At 57.4% G+C, this 18906-nt stretch carries 17 protein-coding genes; 8 read left to right on the plus strand and 9 right to left on the minus strand.

Going from position 1 to position 18906, the window contains the following annotated elements; all coding sequences use genetic code 11:
• Nucleotides 1–6 precede the first annotated feature (6 nt).
• Both rpmF and AAGD24_RS13025 read right to left on the minus strand, forming a co-directional pair.
• Nucleotides 7–186 (minus strand): 50S ribosomal protein L32, encoded by a 180-nt coding sequence (gene rpmF / locus AAGD24_RS13020; RefSeq protein ID WP_036205010.1) that lies wholly within the window; start codon nucleotides 184–186, stop codon nucleotides 7–9.
• 71 nt (nucleotides 187–257) lie between these two features.
• Nucleotides 258–812, minus strand: a complete 555-nt coding sequence (locus AAGD24_RS13025; RefSeq protein WP_085680088.1) for a YceD family protein — start codon at nucleotides 810–812, stop codon at nucleotides 258–260.
• A gap of 121 nt (nucleotides 813–933) precedes the next feature.
• On the opposite strand from AAGD24_RS13025, the gene AAGD24_RS13030 reads away from it, so the two are divergent.
• The gene (locus tag AAGD24_RS13030; protein WP_036205007.1) at nucleotides 934–1569 is read left to right on the plus strand and encodes a nucleoside triphosphate pyrophosphatase; all 636 of its coding nucleotides are present in this window, start codon (nucleotides 934–936) and stop codon (nucleotides 1567–1569) included.
• Here AAGD24_RS13030 and AAGD24_RS13035 read toward each other — a convergent pair.
• Genes AAGD24_RS13035 through rluC form a run of 3 tightly spaced genes read right to left on the minus strand, consistent with a single transcriptional unit; the run spans nucleotide 1536 to nucleotide 4250 of the window.
• Entirely contained in the window at nucleotides 1536–2585 is a 1050-nt protein-coding gene (locus AAGD24_RS13035) for a S49 family peptidase (RefSeq protein WP_036205005.1), read from the minus strand. The genes AAGD24_RS13030 and AAGD24_RS13035 overlap by 34 nt on opposite strands.
• A gap of 25 nt (nucleotides 2586–2610) precedes the next feature.
• Nucleotides 2611–3258 carry an HAD family hydrolase gene (locus tag AAGD24_RS13040; RefSeq protein ID WP_085680086.1) on the minus strand — a complete coding sequence of 216 codons (648 nt, stop codon included), beginning with the start codon at nucleotides 3256–3258 and terminating at the stop codon, nucleotides 2611–2613.
• 50 nt (nucleotides 3259–3308) lie between these two features.
• Entirely contained in the window at nucleotides 3309–4250 is a 942-nt protein-coding gene (gene rluC / locus AAGD24_RS13045; RefSeq protein WP_198324934.1) for a 23S rRNA pseudouridine(955/2504/2580) synthase RluC, read from the minus strand.
• Between the two features lie 704 nt (nucleotides 4251–4954).
• On the opposite strand from rluC, the gene rne reads away from it, so the two are divergent.
• Together rne and AAGD24_RS13055 are read left to right on the plus strand one after the other, a co-directional pair.
• On the plus strand, nucleotides 4955–8137 hold the full coding sequence (gene rne / locus AAGD24_RS13050; RefSeq protein WP_379865346.1) for a ribonuclease E: 3183 nt from the start codon (nucleotides 4955–4957) through the stop codon (nucleotides 8135–8137).
• Between the two features lie 3 nt (nucleotides 8138–8140).
• A complete protein-coding gene (locus tag AAGD24_RS13055) occupies nucleotides 8141–8680 on the plus strand; it encodes a YecA family protein (RefSeq protein WP_007154080.1) in 540 nt (179 codons plus the stop codon).
• Here the strand turns inward: AAGD24_RS13055 and AAGD24_RS13060 are convergent.
• Nucleotides 8677–9555, minus strand: a complete 879-nt coding sequence (locus AAGD24_RS13060) for a PHP domain-containing protein (RefSeq protein WP_075194777.1) — start codon at nucleotides 9553–9555, stop codon at nucleotides 8677–8679. The genes AAGD24_RS13055 and AAGD24_RS13060 overlap by 4 nt on opposite strands.
• Nucleotides 9556–9641: 86 nt before the next feature.
• Here AAGD24_RS13060 and AAGD24_RS13065 point away from each other — a divergent pair, with 86 nt between their 5' ends.
• From AAGD24_RS13065 to AAGD24_RS13075, 3 genes are all read left to right on the plus strand, one after another.
• Entirely contained in the window at nucleotides 9642–9941 is a 300-nt protein-coding gene (locus AAGD24_RS13065) for a YciI family protein (protein WP_007154082.1), read from the plus strand.
• A gap of 117 nt (nucleotides 9942–10058) precedes the next feature.
• Nucleotides 10059–10730, plus strand: a complete 672-nt coding sequence (locus AAGD24_RS13070; protein ID WP_036205846.1) for a TIGR04211 family SH3 domain-containing protein — start codon at nucleotides 10059–10061, stop codon at nucleotides 10728–10730.
• 181 nt (nucleotides 10731–10911) lie between these two features.
• Nucleotides 10912–11214, plus strand: coding sequence for a PilZ domain-containing protein (locus AAGD24_RS13075; RefSeq protein WP_226909933.1), 303 nt, complete (start codon nucleotides 10912–10914; stop codon nucleotides 11212–11214).
• 64 nt (nucleotides 11215–11278) lie between these two features.
• Here AAGD24_RS13075 and rraA read toward each other — a convergent pair whose 3' ends face one another.
• Together rraA and ppsA are read right to left on the minus strand one after the other, a co-directional pair.
• A complete protein-coding gene (rraA, locus tag AAGD24_RS13080; protein WP_036205000.1) occupies nucleotides 11279–11761 on the minus strand; it encodes a ribonuclease E activity regulator RraA in 483 nt (160 codons plus the stop codon).
• Between the two features lie 25 nt (nucleotides 11762–11786).
• On the minus strand, nucleotides 11787–14123 hold the full coding sequence (gene ppsA, locus AAGD24_RS13085; protein ID WP_379867347.1) for a phosphoenolpyruvate synthase: 2337 nt from the start codon (nucleotides 14121–14123) through the stop codon (nucleotides 11787–11789).
• 210 nt (nucleotides 14124–14333) lie between these two features.
• Here ppsA and AAGD24_RS13090 point away from each other — a divergent pair, with 210 nt between their 5' ends.
• Entirely contained in the window at nucleotides 14334–15149 is an 816-nt protein-coding gene (locus AAGD24_RS13090; RefSeq protein ID WP_007154087.1) for a pyruvate, water dikinase regulatory protein, read from the plus strand.
• A 75-nt stretch (nucleotides 15150–15224) separates the two neighbouring features.
• Here AAGD24_RS13090 and AAGD24_RS13095 read toward each other — a convergent pair whose 3' ends face one another.
• Nucleotides 15225–18149 carry an insulinase family protein gene (locus AAGD24_RS13095; RefSeq protein ID WP_085680077.1) on the minus strand — a complete coding sequence of 975 codons (2925 nt, stop codon included), beginning with the start codon at nucleotides 18147–18149 and terminating at the stop codon, nucleotides 15225–15227.
• 98 nt (nucleotides 18150–18247) lie between these two features.
• Between AAGD24_RS13095 and AAGD24_RS13100 the strand changes: the two genes are divergently transcribed.
• The gene (locus AAGD24_RS13100) at nucleotides 18248–18769 is read left to right on the plus strand and encodes a hypothetical protein (RefSeq protein WP_226909934.1); all 522 of its coding nucleotides are present in this window, start codon (nucleotides 18248–18250) and stop codon (nucleotides 18767–18769) included.
• Nucleotides 18770–18906: the final 137 nt, after the last annotated feature.

Genomic DNA, 18906 nt, shown 5'->3' on the forward strand with positions numbered 1-18906 from the left:
GACGGTTTACTCGTCGCGAGCCTCAATTACCTGCTTGCCACGGTAAAAACCGTCCGGCGACACGTGGTGACGACGATGCACTTCACCAGTCGTGGTGTCAGTGGACAGAGCTGCCGTGCTCAGAGCATCGTGTGAACGACGCATACCGCGCTTTGAGCGGGTTTTTCGATTTTTCTGTACAGCCATGATTATGCTCCTGACCTGATAAACGTGTGTTCGTTAAATTCGCGACGGTTTCCAGGGAAAACGACGCCTGATTAATGTTTCTTTGTCTTGAGATCCGCCAGTACGCTGAACGGGTTGTCTTCAGACTTCCTGACCGGCTCGTCCCCGGATTCATCCGGTTCAAAGGCTTCCAGCTCTTCTCGGGCGGGACATTCGTCACGCTCATGAAGCGGAAACGGCGGCAGAACCAGCAACAGTTCGTCCTCAGTCAAGGACCACAAATCCGCGCTGAAATCGTTCGTCAGAAACGGTTCAAGCTCTTTTGGCAACTGCTGGGCCTGCTCATCGCTGGTCACCAACCCCAATGTAAAGTGGGAGACCAGTGTCTTTTGCATGGGCCCCATGCAGCGCTGACACTCCAGGGTAACCGGTGCTTCCAGCTCACCTGTCACCATGCGTCGGCGTTCGCCGTCCATGGAGAATGACAGGCTCACCCGGCACACTGCGCCGTCCTCAAAACCAAATACAGAATCACCAAAACGAGACAATGCCTGCAGAGGAATTTCTCCCTCCAACACTATTTGTTGCTCTGCCAATCGGTAAGGATCGACAGTTTTGGGCAGCTCGGTGCTTGAGGCTTTTGACATAGGCGCGCAATTTTAGGGACCTGACCGCCCGCTGTCAAAGACTTCATGCGCTTTTGGGCAAGGGTTACACTGCGGATAGGTGTATTCTACGATAATACCAAGCAATGACATAAGGAACCCAATGCAACACCGCCCACTTCTGCTTGCCTCATCATCACCTTACCGGCGACAGCTGATGGAACGGCTGGGACTGCCCTTCCAGGCCGCATCACCGAACGTCGATGAATCACCAGAGATAAGTGAAGGCCCGGAACAGCTGGCCGTGCGACTGGCGCTAAAGAAAGCCGAAGCGCTCGCCGGGGATTATCCTGACCACTGGATCATCGGCTCTGACCAGATTGCCTGCCTCGAGGATGGCACCGTGCTGAACAAGCCGGGAAACCATGAGCGCGCCGTGCAGCAGCTGAAGCGCAGCAGCGGCCAGAGAGTCTCATTCCTGACGGGCCTGGTACTGCTGGATTCCGGCACCAACGAACGGCAGAGCCACTGCGAACACTTCCATGCCTATTTCCGGGAGCTAGACGCGGACGAAATCGACAACTACCTACACACTGAGACACCCTACGACTGCGCAGGCAGCTTCAAAATGGAAGGCTTGGGCATCACCCTGTTCAAGCGACTGGAAGGGGACGATCCGAACAGCCTGATCGGGCTGCCGTTGATCGCACTCACCAGAATGCTGCTAAATTGGGGGCTGAATCCACTGCATCAGCCCCACGACCCTCAGCGCAGCTCCAGCCGCGATTCAGCGAAGTAGCGGGCAATACCACTGCCCACAGAAACGCCGAACTGGTCAACAATTTCCTGGAACGGCGATTCTCGGCGGCTGTAGTCCACAAGATCCTCCTGGCCTATCACCTGTCTCGCCACATGCGAAGAACTGCCAAGACCATCAATCAGGCCAAGCTCAAGCGCCTGCTCACCACTCCAGACCAGCCCTGAGAACAGTTGCTCGTCATCCGCAAGCCGATCACCCCGCCCCTTCCGCACACTCTCGATAAACTGACTGTGAGTGGTTTCCAGAACGTCTTGCCAGAATTGCACCTCTTCTTCTTCCTCCGGTGAGAACGGATCCAGGAACGCCTTGTTCTCACCCGCCGTGTACAGACGGCGGTCGACCCCCAGTTTGTCCATGATTCCCGTAAATCCGAAACCTCCGGCCACCACACCGATGGAACCCACGAGACTCGCCTTGTCGGCGTATATTTCATCAGCAGCCGCAGCAATATAGTAGGCGCCAGAGGCACCAATATCGGAAATCACCGCGTACACTTTTTTCTCCGGATACTCACCCCTCAACCGAACGATTTCGTCATAGACGTAACCGGACTGGACCGGACTGCCGCCCGGACTGTTGATGCGCAGGATCACCCCCACCGAATTTTCTGCCTCAAACGCTTCGCGCAGGGAACCTACGATGTTGTCGGCGCTGGCGAGCTCATCTGCCGCAATAGTGCCCTCGATCTCAACGAGTGCCGTATGCTTTCCCTTGGCAGCGGATTCCAGCGCACCGCTTAGCGGGAACTGGATCATCAGCAGCAAGGCAAAGAGATACCCGAACGTCAGCAGCTTGAAAAATATCCCCCAGCGACGGCTTTTTCGCTGCTCTGACTGCAGAGACATCACCAACTTTTCGATCAATTTCCAATCACGAGCCGACTCCGGCGGCATCGCCGGCTTGCGGCGACTTCCCTCAGGCCTTTTCGCCCCGCTTTCCGGGTTTTCTGGTTCGCTCCCCCAGCCAGGATGCCTGTCTGATTCCCAATCGCTCATTGCTACTTCCTGTTACTGTTGCGGCTCAGAGGCCGAGTACGTCGCGCAGGTCTTTTACCGAATCGACGACCGCGTGCGGTGCGTAATGCCCCAGCACATCACGTTTATGCACACCCCACTCCACACCAATAGACGGCATCCCGATACGCTGGGCCATCTCAAGATCGTACCGGGTATCGCCGATCATAACCGCTTCCGCCGGCTCAATGCCGTAAAAGCGGATGATCTCTCCGAGCATTGCCGGGTCGGGCTTGGAGCGGGTTTCATCCGCGCAGCGAGTGATATCAAAATGCGGCCCAAGCCCGCTGGACACCAAAGCACCTTCCAGGCCGCGGCGGCTCTTGCCGGTGGCCACCGAGCAGCCGCGCCCCGCTGTACGAAGGTCAGCCAGTACGTCCGCCATGCCCGCAAACACATTCTGGGGCGTAGTCACCTTGGAGAAAAAATAACGGGCATAACCTTCGCGAATCGCCGTCATTTCCTCCCGCGTTATACCGGGATATAGCTTTTCCAGAGCTTCAATCATGCCCAGGCCGATAATATCGCGATAGGCTTCCCGCTCCAGTTCCGGATACCCCAGCTCGGTGGCCGCCTGATGAAGGCTGTCGGCAATATGATCAACGGAATCCACCAGCGTTCCGTCCCAGTCAAAAATCACGACCTTTACGTCCATTGATACTACCTTGGTGCGGTCATTCTGCTTGCGAACCACAGAACAACGGATTATTCGGAGGCCTTCCGGCGCGCCGCCAGCTTGGCCATGAGTTCGCTGAAAGCCTCATCATAGGAAGCCTCAAGATGAACTGGCTCTCCCGTGGAGGGCAGCGTAAAGTCCAGGGCGCGGGCGTGGAGCATTAAACGCTGACCGCCGGCGGAACGAAATGCCCGCAGGCTTACATCATCCATATACTTGTCATCGCCAGCAATCGGATGCCCCGCCCAGGCACTGTGAACACGGATCTGATGGGTGCGACCGGTTACCGGTGAGGCCTCAACCAGGGTATACCCTGAAAAGGAGTCCAATACCCGGAAGCGGGTGAGAGAGTCCTTTCCAGCCTCATCCACGCGAACACGGCGCTCACCGGAGCCAAGCTCAAACCGCAGCAACGGCTCGCTGACCTTCCTGACAGCCCCAGGCCAGTCGCCCGCCACCAGAGCATGATAATGCTTACGAATACGCTTGTGACGCAACTCGTCCTGCAGATAACGCAACGCAGAACGCTTCTTTGCAACCATCACCAGCCCCGATGTATCCCTATCAAGCCGATGCACGAGCTCCAGAAACCGGGCCTCCGGCCGCGCCGCCCGCAAGACTTCGATCAGCCCGAAATCCAGCCCGCTACCACCGTGAACCGCTATACCGGATGGCTTATTAACCACCAGCATCTGATCATTTTCAAACACCACCGCGTCCTGCATGACCCCCTGAACCCGGGAGCCTGGAACTACCTGCGCCGGCTTTTCCTTTCGGGTAACCGGTGGAATGCGCACCTCATCACCCGTATTCAGACGGGTGTCGGGCTTCACCCTGCCCTTGTTCACGCGCACCTCGCCCTTGCGGATAATCCGATAGATGATACTGCGCGGTACATCCCGGATCTGCGCCATCAGGTAGTTGTCCACGCGCTGACCGTGGTTATCCTCATCAACCACCACCTTTCGCACACCCTGCCTGATTTCGCCACCTCTGGAGCCGGGCACAGAGCTACTCTTTTCGCCACTGACAGGCTGCGATGACGAAGAGGGACGTTTTTGCCTGGTCGATCTGGACATGGATACCTTACCGCTGGAAACCCTGCGGGATTGAAGGAGCCGGCGAATACTGTTATATTCCGGCGTGCTCTGCCGTTTGTCTACGGCCTGGCCAGTATGCCAGAAGCCGGAGCGGCAGGAGTATACCGACACTATTTGAGAGTTTGAACGCCGAAAGCCCAATCATTACCGGGCTCGGCGATTGAAATCCTCCCGGGCCAAAACGGAAGACGCTGATTACAGCGACTGTCCAGAAGCCGGGGGAACAAGAAACCGTACGGAAAACCGTCGGGCGACATCGCGAAGAATCATTACCAGCACGCAGGGCCGGGCCGTCCAGCATACGAATACGACGTGAGACCCAGGCACCCGCGTGAACCTGAAAACGGATAACATGCGCCAACAGACTCTGACCCAAAGCGACTCTTTCCTGCCCACAGGCAGGCGAACCGTCGGCGGTGGCCTCGGAACCCCGGGAAAATTCCCCGCAGGGATCTGATTCGTCTGGCCGTCGGATTACCCCTGTTACAAGGGGCCCACGGCACGCAAGTTCTGCTTCGCTGATGCTATTCCCCAGGTTTTCTGTCCAAACCAAACGACAGGAACCATTTCTTTCCATGAAAAGAATGCTGATCAATGCGACTCATCCCGAAGAGTTGCGCGTAGCCCTGGTTGACGGCCAGCGTCTGTTTGACCTCGACATCGAATCCAGCTCCCGTGAGCAGAAGAAAGCCAATATCTACAAGGGTCGCATAACCCGTGTAGAGCCAAGCCTGGAAGCCGCTTTTGTGGACTTCGGCGCGGAACGCCACGGATTCCTTCCTCTCAAAGAAATCTCCAAGGAGTATTTCAAGAAATCACCCGGCCAGATTGAAGGCAAGATCAACATCAAGGATGTGGTTGCCGAAGGTCAGGAAGTCATTATTCAGGTGGATAAGGAAGAACGTGGCAACAAGGGTGCAGCCCTCACCACCTTTATCTCCCTTGCGGGCCGATACCTCGTGCTCATGCCCAACAATCCTCGCGCCGGCGGCATTTCCCGTCGTATCGAAGGTGAAGAGCGGGCGCAGCTGAAAGAGGCCATGAACGATGTACAGGTGCCCAAGTCCATGGGCATCATCGTTCGTACCGCCGGCATCGGCCGCACCACCGAAGAGCTGCAGTGGGACCTGGACTACCTCGTCCAGTTCTGGGAGGCCATTACCCAGGCCGCCGGTGAGCGCAAGGCGCCGTTCCTTATTCACCAGGAAAGCAACGTCATTATCCGCGCTGTACGCGACTATCTTCGCCAGGACATTGGTGAGGTACTGATTGACGCCGCAACGGTGTACGAGGATGTATTGAACTTCGTTCGCGCCGTCATGCCCTCGTTCGAAAACAAGATCAAGCTGTACAAGGACGAAATCCCCCTGTTCAGCCGTTACCAGATCGAAGGCCAGATCGAGACCGCGTTCCAGCGTGAAGTGAAGCTGCCCTCCGGTGGCTCCATCGTGATCGATCCCACCGAGGCACTGGTGTCCATTGACATCAACTCCTCCCGTGCCACCAAGGGCCACGACATTGAGGAAACCGCGCTCCAGACCAACCTGGAAGCGGCGGAAGAGATTGCCCGCCAACTGCGTCTCAGGGACATGGGCGGCCTGATCGTGATCGACTTTATCGACATGACCCCGGCCAAGCACCAGCGCGAAGTCGAGCAGAAGATGCGCGAAGCACTGGAAATCGACCGCGCCCGGGTACAAGTGGGCAAGATTTCACGCTTTGGCCTGCTTGAAATGTCTCGCCAGCGTTTGCGCCCATCCCTGGGCGAGACCCGCAGCGAAGTCTGCCCTCGCTGTGAAGGCCAGGGCACCATCAGGGGCATTGAGTCTCTGGCCCTGAGCATCATGCGCCTGATCTACGAGGAATCCTCCAAGGAAAAGACCGGCCAGGTCCGTGCCGTGGTGCCCGTCGCCGTTGCCACATTCCTGCTAAACGAGAAGCGCAAGCAGTTGGCCGACATCGAAGCACGCCAGGAAGTAGAAGTGGTGGTGGTTCCCGCACCTCACATGGAAACACCTCACTTCGAAATCCTGCGCATGCGTGACGATGAGACCGGCGTGGAGCATGTATCGAGCTACCAGGTCGCTCAGGAATACAGTGAACGGGAAGAAGAAATCTTCGAGGCCCCTGCTGCCCAGCCACCGGTCCGCGAACAGGCAGCGGTGAAAGCCATTCGCCCGGTTGCGCCCGCACCTGCCCCGGAAAAGGCAGCGCAAGAAACCCCGGCCGAACAGACTGATGGCCTGTTCCGCAAACTTGGCCGCAAGATTGCGGATTTCTTCAGCGGTGAGGAAGTCATCGGTGAACCACCAGTGAAACGGGAACAGCCTAGCGGCTCCAACCGTGACGACCGCCGTACCCAGGACCGCCAGGACCGTCGTAAATCCAGGGTGGCCCGCGACGACAACCGCTCCGGAAATCGCAGTGGTGCTGACCGCCGTCAGGCCGGCGCCAATCGTGGCGACAGCAGCCGCAGCGATGACAACCGGGGACGTAACCGAGGTGCAAACCGCAATCGCGGAGACGACCAGGGCCGCAGTGGCCAGGGCCAGCAGGGAAGTGCTGACAAGAGCGCCGACAAGACAGCCGATAGCCGCAGGGATGGCAACCGCAAAGACGGCCAGGGACGCGGGCAAGGGCGCAACAAGCCCCAGACCAGCAGGGACCAGAAGGACCGTCAGGAACAACAGGACACCAGTTCCCAGAAAAGCGCTGCCGCCGACAAGTCCGGCTCCGATGAAAAACGTCGCAAACCAAGACGTAATCGTAATCGCGACGGCTCCCCTGCTGAAAACCCGGCGTCAACACCGGCAGATCGGAAGTCCGCCCGCAGCGAAAGGCATCAGAAGGATACTCAGCCGGAAGAGCAGACCGACAAGCAACCTGCAACTCAGCCCGCAGGAAAGCCGGACGTAGCCGCGGCCAATACGGCAGAGCCGAAGCCGGCGGAAAGCGTGGCTGAAAAGCCTGTCGAAGCGACGTCAGCGGAAAGCGCGACGGAAGCACCGGTCGAGAAATCGGCGACGAAACCTGCGGAACCAACGGCCGAAAGTGCGGAGCCCAATAAAGCGCCCGAAAAACAGCCGCAGCCGGCAACGTCTGGCACCGCGAAGCCCGACCAGCCGGACACCGCGGGCAATGAGGCAGTGAAATCTGAAGCAGAGTCCGAGACTATTGCTGAGGAGAAGCCGAAACGCCCTGCCCGTCCACGCCGGTCATCCAGGAAACCAGCTGAAAAGAAGGCTGAACCCACCGACGCAGATGCGACGACGGCCGACAAGGCTGAAAAGGCAACTCCGGGCAAAGAAACCCCAGAGGCCGTGGTAGAGGCCGAAACCCCCAAGCAGGAAGTGGATGCCAAGCCACAACCAACAGAAGCTGACACCAAACCCAAGGCGGAATCCAAGGCTGAATCCAAGGCCGACAGCACTGCTGACGCTGAGCCGACGGCAACCAAAACCGAGAAAGCGGAACAACCCGATACCGCCACCCCGGCGAGCGAGCCGGCAGCAGCGGATACGGTGAAAGAACCGCAGGAAACGACCAGCAAACCAGCGGCGGAACCGAAAGCCGAGGCCTCCGAGGCAGAGGAAACGCAAAAACCTGCAGAGAAGCCGGTTGAGCCCGCGGCTGAGCAAGAAAAGCCGAGTGAGCAGGTGAGTGTACCGGTAACCCCGGGCCGTGCCTACAATGATCCGAGGGAAGTCCGTAAGCGTCAGCGGGCAGCCGAAGAGGCCAAAAAGGCCAGGAGTAACTGACGAATGCTATCAGATTCGGACATCGAAGCGCTGGAAGACATCCTTTTCGCAGAACCCTGGGGCGACGAGGCCCTGGATTTCTTCGGTTTGCATGGGGTTGTCTGCGCCAGCGTGGTAGGCCCGACATCCTTGAGCACTGAAGACATCTTCAGGCTGGCCACGGGCGCCGAACAGGCGCCCAGCGGCCAGGTTCCGGATGTGTTCCGCCAGGCCGTTGAGCAACTCGGCAGGGATATGGCACACGCACTGGACATGGGCCAGCCCCTTGAGTTGCCGGAACCTGAAGATGGCGATCCGATGAATGCATTGGAGAACTGGTGTGCCGGGTTCGTGGACACCTTCCTCGAGAATGAGGAAGCCTGGCTGGAAGCCGGCGAGGAGGAAACCGCAGACCTGCTGGTGCCGATGCTCACGCTGTCTGGGCTGTTCGAGGATGAAGACTTCCAGAATGTCCGCAACAGCGAGAAACTGTCCCGGCAAATGGCGGACGCCATTCCCGACTCGCTGACCGACCTATACCTGCTGTTCCACGCACCGGATTAAACCGCTGCGGGAACCCCTGCCGGTTGTTTGAAATGATGCCAGACAGGCTCAAGCCCGTCTGGCATTTTCATGATGACCCCAAGCTCACACCAGGGTGCACCGGGAAAATGGAAATCGCTGCCCTGGGAGGCAAGCAGGTTTTCCCGACGACACAGTTCCGCCAAAAAGCCCAGATCACCGCTGGACTGCCCCGACGTTGAGACTTCAATACTCCGGCCTCCCGCCTGACGGAAGTCGGCAACGAGCGCGCGCAGTTTGGTTGCGGTAAGCTTGTACTTCCTGGGGTGAGCCAGCACGGCCACACCTCCGGCCTCCGTAATCCACCGGACTACCTCCGGCAATTCAGGCCAGAAACCCTTTACATCCCCCGCCTTGCCAGCTCCAAGGTAGCGCTTGAACGCCTGGGCGATATCCTTTACCACCCCCTCTTCCACCAGCACCCTGGCAAAATGAGGCCGACCGGGCACGTCGCCGCCCGCCTTATCCGTTGCCTTCTCGAGCAGGTTTTCAATTTTCAGCTTTGAAAGCTTGTCGGTAATGGTGCGGGCTCGGGACCAACGGTTCGTGTTCTGCCGCTCCAATGCCTGCTTCAGACGGTCGTCATCAACGTCAAAATCAAGCCCGACTACGTGTATGGTGTGACTTTTCCAGAGGCAGGACAGCTCGGTACCGGCGATCAGCGTAAGACCAGCCTCCCGTGCGGCCTCCGATGCTTCTTCAAGCCCGGCGATGGTATCGTGATCTGTTATGGCAAGGTGGGTAACACCTCTGGCGTGCGCACGTGCGACCAATTCCTTCGGTGGCAGCGCGCCGTCGGACGCCGTCGTGTGGCAATGCAGATCAATGCAGAAGTCAGCTTCTTGGGTTATAGTCACATCTTTCCCGATTTCAGAGTAAATACCATCAACGCCAGTGTACCAGCCAGGTATTACACTGTGTCAGTAAATATCCGGAGAATATCATGTACTACGCCATCATCAGCGAAGATGTCGAGAACAGCCTGCCGCTGAGGTCTTCTGCCCGTCCTGCCCACATTGAACGGCTAAAGCTGCTCAGAGACGAAGGCCGCCTTCTGGTCGCGGGTCCCCACCCGGCCCTGGACACACCGGAACCCGGTGACGCAGGGTTCACCGGCAGCCTGGTTGTAGCCGAATTTGATTCATTGGCATCGGCCCAGGCCTGGGCCGATGCCGACCCCTACGTGGATGCCGGTGTGTACCAGAAAGTGATCGTCAAACCCTTCAAGGCTGTACTGCCCTGAGGGCGCACGGTTGCCTGCACCTGGCACCATGAGCTTTTTGTAATGAACTCCACCTTGTATGACCCGGCATCTATGACAAAATTGCGCCTTAAATCGCTGTTCCAGGGAATAAAACCAGTGACGCCTTTACGTCTGATTACCTGCATTATCGTTTTGATGGTGGCTGCAACGTCAACCCACGCCAAAACCGTTTATGTCGATGACACGCTCTACGCTCCGATCCGAAGTGGTGAAGGGACACAGTACCGAATCCTGCACTCAGGAGTCCGGAGCGGAACCTCGCTTGAGCTGCTGGAAACATCGGAATCAGGGTATAGCCGTGTACGCACGCCGGACGGCATCGAAGGCTGGATGGTGTCACGCTATCTCACCGACACTCCTATTGCGCGCCAACGTCTGGAAGCCACCAACCGGCAACTGGAACAAGCCCGCAATGAACTGAATAATCTCAGGACGCAGCTTGAGGAAGTCACAACGGAACGGAACGAACTCAGGAGCTCGGAAGAGTCCCTGGAAGCCCGCGCAGGAAGACTCAGCGAAGAACTTCGTAATATCAAGGAAGTCGCTTCGGACTCCATCAATCTGAATCGGCGGAATAGCGAGCTTCGCGAAGAGAACCAGAAGCTGCGCAACGACCTGGAAGTGCTCACTGCAGAAAAGGAGCGCCTGGAAGCCAAAAAGGAATCCGATTTCATGCTACTGGGTGCAGCCCTTGTGCTGCTCGGGGTGATTTTGGCCCTTGTTATCCCGCTGCTCAAGCCTTCACGGAAAACGGACAACTGGGCATAGAACACCTCCCCATCGCGGGAGACGTTGGAGGAAGCGCCTCTTCGAAAACCCACATATAGTGTCATTCGGGAAACCTAAATACTAAATATAAGGGCTTCCCGAATTTTTATTCCCATGAATTCTTTGACGCTTCCGCCCTTAGCATTTATAACTAACAAAACAACAACCGCGAGGTGCCGGGATGTCTGAAACCATGAAGGACTATTCAGAAAAACGCGATTTCCACCGCATGACAATGAACTCGGAAATCGAACTCACAGACAGCAATGGCGTCGCGATTCCAGGCATTTGCCGGGATCTCAGCGGCACTGGCATGCAGCTATACGTAGAAAGGGCGTTTGCCGAAGGGGATGAAATCCACACCCTTCTACCTTCCACCAGCGAGCAATTCCCGCCATTCGAAACGGTCTGCCGCGTGCTTCGCTGTGTTCCTGACGGGGATGGGTTTCTCCTGGGGATGGAGATTGTAAAGGTAAAACGCTGACCGGTGCGGTCAAGGGAAATGTAGCCCGGTAGAGTACGGGGGAACTACCGGGCAAACGGCCGTATCAGTCGATCTTCAGTGGCTTTTCGGAAACCACGATACCGTTGTTATCGGCATAGATGTAATGGCCAGGATGGAAGGTCACGCCTCCGAAGGTGACCGGCACGTCCAGATCACCCACTCCACGCTTCTCGGTCTTGCGCGGATGCGTACCCAGCGCCTGCACTCCCAGGGCTGTCTTTCCAATGACATCTACATCGCGAATGCAGCCATAGATCACCAGGCCAGCCCAACCATTACCCGCCGCTTTCTCGGCCAGCATGTCACCCAGCAGAGCGGCCCGCTTTGATCCGCCACCATCGACAACCATCACACGACCGTTACCCGGCAGGGCAACCTGTTCCTTAACGATGGAATTGTCCTCAAAGCATTTCACCGTCACGATCTCGCCCCCGAAGGCGTCCACGCCACCAAAGTTGCGGAAACCCGGCTCTACCACCAGGATTTCGGGGTAATCGTCACACAGATCAGGGGTTACGATAGGCACGCACGTGCTCCTTTTCTCGAAATGGTCAGTCGATTTTCTCGTCCGCGAGGAAGAACCAGGTATCCAGTACCGAGTCCGGATTCAGGGATACGGAATCGATCCCCTGATCCATCAACCATTTGGCCAGGTCAGGATGATCCGAGGGCCCCTGGCCGCAGATACCGATGTACTTATTGGCCTTCTTGCAGGCCTGGATAGCACTGCCCAATAACGCCTTGACGGCGTCATTCCGCTCGTCAAACAGGTGGGCAATGATGCCGGAGTCCCTGTCCAGCCCCAGGGTCAACTGGGTCAGGTCGTTAGAACCAATCGAGAAGCCGTCAAAGTGCTCCAGGAACTGCTCGGCCAACAGGGCGTTGGCGGGAAGCTCGCACATCATGATCACACGCAATCCGTTCTCGCCACGCTTGAGACCATTTTCCGCCAACAGGTTCACCACCTGCTCGGCTTCTCCCACCGTGCGGACAAAAGGCACCATGATCTCAACGTTGGTCAGCCCCATTTCATTACGGACTTTCTTCAACGCCCGGCATTCAAGCTCGAAACAATCACGGAAGGTTTCGGAGATATACCGGGAGGCACCACGGAAGCCCAGCATCGGGTTTTCTTCATCGGGCTCGTAAAGGGTACCGCCGATCAGGTTGGCGTATTCATTGGACTTGAAGTCGGACAGCCGCACAATCACCTTCTTGGGCGCAAAGGCAGCGGCAAGGGTGGATATTCCCTCGACCAGCTTGTCGACGTAGAAGTCCACCGGCGAGCTGTACCCGGAGATCCGTTTCTCCACCGTCTGACGAATATCTCGCGGCAGGCCGTCAAAATTCAGCAGCGCCTTCGGGTGAACGCCAATCATGCGGTTGATGATGAACTCGAGTCTCGCCAGGCCGACACCTTCATTGGGTAACGCCTGGAAGTCGAAGGCCCGGTCCGGGTTACCCACGTTCATCATGATTTTGAACGGTATGGCGGGCATGGAGTCTACCGTGTTTTCCTTCAGCTCAAAATCGAGGCTGCCCTCGTAGATCATCCCGGTGTCGCCTTCGGCACAGGACACCGTCACTTCCTGGCCGTCTTTCAGAATCTCCGTGGCATCGCCACAGCCCACCACGGCCGGAATACCAAGCTCCCGCGCGATAATGGCAGCATGGCAGGTACGCCCACCGCGGTCGGTTACGATGGCGGACGCCCGCTTCATCACCGGCTCCCAGTCCGGGTCGGTCATATCCGTAACGAGAACATCGCCCGCCTGTACGCGGTCCATCTCCTTGATACTGGTGATGATCTTGACCGGGCCACTGCCAATCTTGTGGCCGATACTGCGGCCCTCCACCAGGATGGTGCCGGTCTCATTGAGCAGATAGCGCTCCATCACGTTGGCCGAAGCGCGGCTCTTAACGGTTTCCGGACGGGCCTGCACAATGTAGATACGGCCGTCGTCGCCATCTTTCGCCCATTCAATGTCCATCGGGCGCTGGTAATGCTTTTCGATGATCATGGCCTGCTTGGCCAGTTCTTCCACTTCCGCGTCAGTGATGCAGAAGCGATTACGTTCGTCCTGTTCAACCTTGACCGTTTCCACAAACTGCTCTGCGGCGGGGTCAGTGTGGTAAACCATCTTGATGGCCTTGCTACCCAGGTTGCGGCGCAGAACGGCAGGCTTGCCCGCCGTGAGGGTGGGCTTGTGAACGTAGAATTCATCGGGGTTCACAGCACCCTGCACCACCGTTTCACCCAGGCCGTAGGAGCCGGTGATAAACACGACATCCCGGAAACCGGATTCCGTGTCCAGGGTGAACATAACGCCACTGGCAGCGGTCTCACTGCGCACCATTTTCTGAATGCCAGCAGACAAGGCTACCTGTTTGTGATCAAAACCGTGGTGGACACGATAGGAAATGGCGCGGTCATTGAACAGGGAGGCGAAGACCTCCTTTACTGACGTCCGCACCTGTTCCAGGCCCACAACGTTAAGGAAAGTCTCCTGCTGGCCAGCAAATGACGCATCCGGAAGATCTTCCGCAGTGGCTGACGAACGCACCGCCACCGCGAGGTTGTCGTTGCCGTCACGTAGCTTTGCGTAGGCGTCCGCAAGTGGCTTTTCCAGCGCGTCCGGAAATGGCGTATCAAGAATCCACTGGCGAATTTCGGAGCCGACCCGAGCCAACTCGTTCACATCATTGATGTCCAGAGCGTCCAAAGCGTTGTCGATCTTTTCACGAAGACCGTCTTTGGCCAGGAATTCACGGTAGGCGTGAGCGGTTGTAGCAAAGCCACCCGGAACGGTAACACCTGCGTTGGCAAGATTACTGATCATTTCACCGAGGGAGGCATTCTTTCCCCCGACCCGGTCAACGTCTGACATTCCCAGGTGATCAAACCAGATAATGTAATCTTCCAAAGCGTGTCTCCCTTGATTCATTGTAGCAAAGAGCCAAACCGGACAGGTGGAGCTGATTTCAACCCTGCAATTACTGCATTCTCCACTGCGGGCTCTCGAACTTGGCGTGTATGATACTGTAACCTGTGGAATTTACCTAGGGTAGCCGCCAAATACGGAGCCGGACCGCACACCATGAAACGAACCGCTTTCTTTATATCCGATGGCACCGGCCTGACCGCCGAGGCCTTGGGGCACAGCCTTCTGGCACAATTTGAGAAAATTGAGTTTGAACGCATTACGGTGCCATATATTGATGACGCTGACAAAGCCCGGGAGATGGTCAAGCGCATCAATAAAGCGGAGGAAATCGATGGCATGCGGCCGCTGGTTTTCGACACCATCGTTAATAGCGATATCCGCGATGTTATCGCCGGCGCAAACGGTTTCATGGTGGATATCTTCGGTACCTTCCTGAATCCATTGGAACAGGAGCTGCAGTCCTCGTCGTCCTATACCGTTGGCAAATCACACGCCATCAACAACGAAGGCAGCTACGAACGGCGCATCCATGCTGTTAATTTTGCGCTGGATAACGATGACGGCGCCCGCACGCGTCATTACGACGAGGCAGACCTGATTCTCGTCGGCGCCTCTCGCAGCGGCAAGACGCCCACCTGCCTGTATCTGGCCCTGCAATATGGTGTAAAGGCGGCCAACTATCCCATAACCGAGGAAGATCTGGACGACCAGCAAATGCCAGCTGCGCTGCGGCCTCACAAGGAGAAAATTTTTGGGCTGACCATCGAGCCGGAGCGGCTGGCAACCATCCGCAACGAACGCAGACCGAACTCCCGTTATTCATCCATGAAGCAGTGCATGCATGAAATTGAGGAAATTGAGCTGATGTACCGCCGGGAACGAATTCCTTACCTCAACACAACCGCGTATTCCGTGGAGGAAATCTCTACGCGCATCATGGTCAGCACCGGGCTTAAACGGAACCGATAGAGCAGATAACAAAAAGGCCGACGCCCTCTCCCTTAATGAGCGTCGGCCTTCCGTTTTCGGGTGCTTTCAGGTGCCTTATAGCTCCTGGATTTCCAGCCCCAGTTTTTCAGCGGTATCACGATTTTCGAAGCTGGTGACAACCGCTACACTGGCGCTGCCCGGCTTCAACCACTCGCGGGCCACTCGTTTCATATCATCCAGGGTCACCGCCAACACCCGTTCCCGGAAACGCGCACGCTGCTCGGGCGTCCGGCCGAACAGGCGATTGTGGAAAGCATGGCGGGCTGCACCAGCTGGTGACCGTGGGCGATCCAGTTGCCCGATCACGCCGAGAATGGATTCTTCCAGCTCCTGAGGATCGTGCTGCTCGGTCTGCAGCCACTTCAGGGCGTTGTCAAAATCCTCCAACGTCTCGCCCAACCGGGGATCGCGGTATGAAAAGAAACGGAACGTGCCGTTCACGCTGTCCTGGCCAGCTCCACCGCCATAGGCGCCACCCTTTTCACGGATCGCCCGGTGCAAGTAGCCGTTGCGCAGGAAACCACCCAAAACGGTCAGTGCCGCTGCGTCCGGGTGGTCGATTGCAACCGTGCTGTAGGCTTTGGCGCAGAAGTTCACCTGGGTTGACGTTAACCACGCCTGACGCGCCTGATAACTGACGGGCTCAAGCTTCCAGGCTGCTTGCTCTCCCGCACCGGAGTCGCCCCAAACGGTCTTCATTTCCGTCAGCATCGGGTCCAGCTGCTCTTCCTCACCGATCAGCAGGAATTGACGGGACTGGTTCCGAATACGTTCGTGCAGTGCTGCAAGCCGCTCACAGAATCTGTCGAGCTCGGCCGGTTCGCTGAGGGACTTATCCAGCGCCTTGACGCCACGGATAGCTTCCAATCCCCCAAGACGGAACGACAGCCACGCACCCGGGCTGATTCCCTGCGATGCCGCCCCCATGGCCAACGCATGGCCACTGCCTGTAACCGCCTGCTCGCGGCGGGAACGAATCTGGGCAATCAGCTCCCGCACCCGCTCCTTCTCATCAAAGCGGGCGCCATCAAAGACGTCGTTCAGGAGGCGAGTCAACGCCTCGCGGTTTCGAGCCAGCGCCTTGCCATTAAAGACGATATAACCCTCAAGATCCTGAACATCGTCGATTTTTCCCTTGGCGGAGAAGGACGCACTGATGCCACCGGATTCCGCCGAAATACGATCCTGCATCTGCAGGTAATCCAAGTCGCCGCAACCCACTTCCGGAATCAGGGTGGTGTAGTACGGCAGCAACAACAGTTCTTCCTCGATCAGGTTCGGTACCGGCAGGATCACCTGCTCGTACACCAGACCATTGGTGCCACGGGCATAAATGGTCGCAGGCATGTCGCCGGCGAACCGCGCCTCGGGTTCCGGCAACTGCAGGGGAACGTCGGTCAGGTCAACCTTCGGCAGGATGGAATCGTCGTCTTTCCGTGTCTGCCGTTCTTCCAGGGCCTGGGCGCGCTCGATAATCTGGCGAACCTCTTCGTCAGTCAACGAGGCCTTGCGGCGGGCAAGGGCATCGCGAATTGCCGCCTGGCGACGACTCTCCAGCTTGTCATCCGGACGCAGCGTGAGGGTAACGCGGTGCGGATTTTCCAGCAGTTTGCGGCGGATCAGGCCGGGCACATACTGAGGATCACGGATTTTTTCCCGCATATCAGCCAGGACCGGCTCCAAATCCAGGAGCTCAACCGGATCGCCGCCATGGACCATCGGCGAAATCGCGGTCATGATCAGTTGCAGGCCATACGGGAAGCTATCGCCGGCAATCTCGCGCTGATGCAATTCCAACTGGTGCAAAATGGCTTCCAGGCGATCCTCACTGACGCCCTCTTCCACTACCTTCGCCAACGTCTGTTCGATCAGCGCTTCAAGGTCGTCCTGCCTCTCCGGGTCACTGCCCTCAATGCCGCAGACAAAGGTCATTTCACGGTTGGAGTCTTCCAGGCCGCACATCGGAGACGGCGAATGACCAATATCGGTGGTTTCCAGCGCCCGCATCAGGGGCGACGCACTGTTTTCCAGAAGAACACTGGCCAGCAGCTGCCCCTCCAGGTTTTCCTGCAGGTCAAAGCTGTGTCCCAGCAACCAGCCCATCACGATATGGGTCTTGTGGCCGGTTTCCTCGCCCTCACTGACGGCGTAACTCTGGTCGACGCGCACCGGCGAGAACATCCGCTTCTCATCACGTACCGGCAGCTCCACATCCAGACGATCAAACCGCTTCAGAGCCAGCTCCTCGAAGCGTTCATGATGCTCGTGAGCTGGAATGTCCCCGTAGGTCGCAAAGATCGCATTGCTGGGATGGTAGTGATGACGGTAGAAGCGCAACAGGTCGTCGTAGCTCAGATCTACAATGTGGTCTGGCTCACCACCACTGTTGTAGTGGTAGGTGGTGGTCGGGAACAGGTGGCTGGACAGGTTCTGCCACAGCTGTGACGTGGGCGCACTCATGGCGCCTTTCATTTCGTTGTAGACCACACCGCGGTAGACCAGGTCGGTGGACGGATCGTCTGGCGTATCGAATTCGAGGCGATGCCCTTCCTGGGCAAAGTCCAGCGGGTCCAGAGAGGAAAAGAACACCGAGTCCAGATAAACCGTCAACAGGTTGTCGAAATCCTTGCGGTTCATGCTGGCGAAGGGATAAGCCGTCCAGTCACTACTGGTAAAGGCATTCATAAAGGTGTTCAGGGACCGGCGAATCATCATGAAAAACGGATCGCGCACCGGAAAACGCTCGCTGCCACACAGCGCCGTATGCTCCAGGATATGAGCAACACCGGTGGAGTCCATGGGAAAGGTTCGCAGGGCCACAAAGAACACGTTTTCGTCGTTATCCGCCGCCAGGTGCAAGTGGCGGGCACCGGTTTTGCGGTGACGGTATTCCTCGACCGTCACGTTCAGCGTGCTGATCCGGTGACTGCGAAGCTTTTCAAAGGCCGGATGGACGGTGTTTTCGATCACTGCAGCCATTCAAACTGTCCTGTCTTTAACTAAATGGGGATTGTAGGGTAACACGTACTTTCTATTATCATGCACTAACCAGAAGCGACAAGGCAGTACCCAACGCCATGACCACCGAACCCCACGAAATCCACACATCGGACGCTTCGCCAAAGTCGGCCAGATCCGCCCACCAGGCCGCCGGCAATCGCCGCGCCATCCACGCTCCGGAGGTGGCCGCCTATTGGGCCGAGCGCCGACGCTACCTGGAGCGCATACGCCGCGTTCCGGAAATAAGGCAGCGTTACTGGCGCGCCATCGGTATGTATCTGCTTCGCCGGGTGCTCTGGTCCTTTGGTTTCTTTCCGGTTTTCATCGCGTTCTGGGTACCTTTTGTACTTTCCAGCTTCAACCCGGTGGTCATGGCGTCCGACCTGATCCCGTTGCTCGAAGGGTTCGTCGACGCCAACCCGGAAATTCAGGCAAACACCCTGAGCACGCTGGTCATCGCCTGGGCATCGATCGGGTTCTTTTTTCTGGTCTTCGATTTTGTGCTAACGCCGTTCAAATCCCCCTACGAATATGAAGCAGACGTCTACATGCGTTCCTGGGAACAGCTCAACCATGACCAGCTTCCGGACAAAGTGTGATTTGTCCTGCATTCTCGTGAACTTCAGTGACTTTGTGTTACATAACATTGCCCCGACTGGGTAAGATGAAGCGGTGCCATCCCTCATACCCGTTGACCAACGACGATGAAACGGGCGAAACATTGGCAGTTACACGA

The organism is Marinobacter sp. M5B (genome assembly GCF_042604615.1).
Taxonomy (GTDB): domain Bacteria; phylum Pseudomonadota; class Gammaproteobacteria; order Pseudomonadales; family Oleiphilaceae; genus Marinobacter; species Marinobacter salarius.

Coding starts and splice junctions, on each gene's coding strand:
- rpmF (WP_036205010.1), bottom strand. CDS start 186: ATGGCTGTACAGAAAAATCGAAAAACCCGCTCAAAGCGCGGTATGCGT.
- AAGD24_RS13025 (WP_085680088.1), bottom strand. CDS start 812: ATGTCAAAAGCCTCAAGCACCGAGCTGCCCAAAACTGTCGATCCTTAC.
- AAGD24_RS13030 (WP_036205007.1), top strand. CDS start 934: ATGCAACACCGCCCACTTCTGCTTGCCTCATCATCACCTTACCGGCGA.
- AAGD24_RS13035 (WP_036205005.1), bottom strand. CDS start 2,585: ATGAGCGATTGGGAATCAGACAGGCATCCTGGCTGGGGGAGCGAACCA.
- AAGD24_RS13040 (WP_085680086.1), bottom strand. CDS start 3,258: ATGGACGTAAAGGTCGTGATTTTTGACTGGGACGGAACGCTGGTGGAT.
- rne (WP_379865346.1), top strand. CDS start 4,955: ATGAAAAGAATGCTGATCAATGCGACTCATCCCGAAGAGTTGCGCGTA.
- AAGD24_RS13055 (WP_007154080.1), top strand. CDS start 8,141: ATGCTATCAGATTCGGACATCGAAGCGCTGGAAGACATCCTTTTCGCA.
- AAGD24_RS13065 (WP_007154082.1), top strand. CDS start 9,642: ATGTACTACGCCATCATCAGCGAAGATGTCGAGAACAGCCTGCCGCTG.
- AAGD24_RS13075 (WP_226909933.1), top strand. CDS start 10,912: ATGTCTGAAACCATGAAGGACTATTCAGAAAAACGCGATTTCCACCGC.
- ppsA (WP_379867347.1), bottom strand. CDS start 14,123: ATGTCAGACGTTGACCGGGTCGGGGGAAAGAATGCCTCCCTCGGTGAA.
- AAGD24_RS13090 (WP_007154087.1), top strand. CDS start 14,334: ATGAAACGAACCGCTTTCTTTATATCCGATGGCACCGGCCTGACCGCC.
- AAGD24_RS13095 (WP_085680077.1), bottom strand. CDS start 18,149: ATGGCTGCAGTGATCGAAAACACCGTCCATCCGGCCTTTGAAAAGCTT.
- AAGD24_RS13100 (WP_226909934.1), top strand. CDS start 18,248: ATGACCACCGAACCCCACGAAATCCACACATCGGACGCTTCGCCAAAG.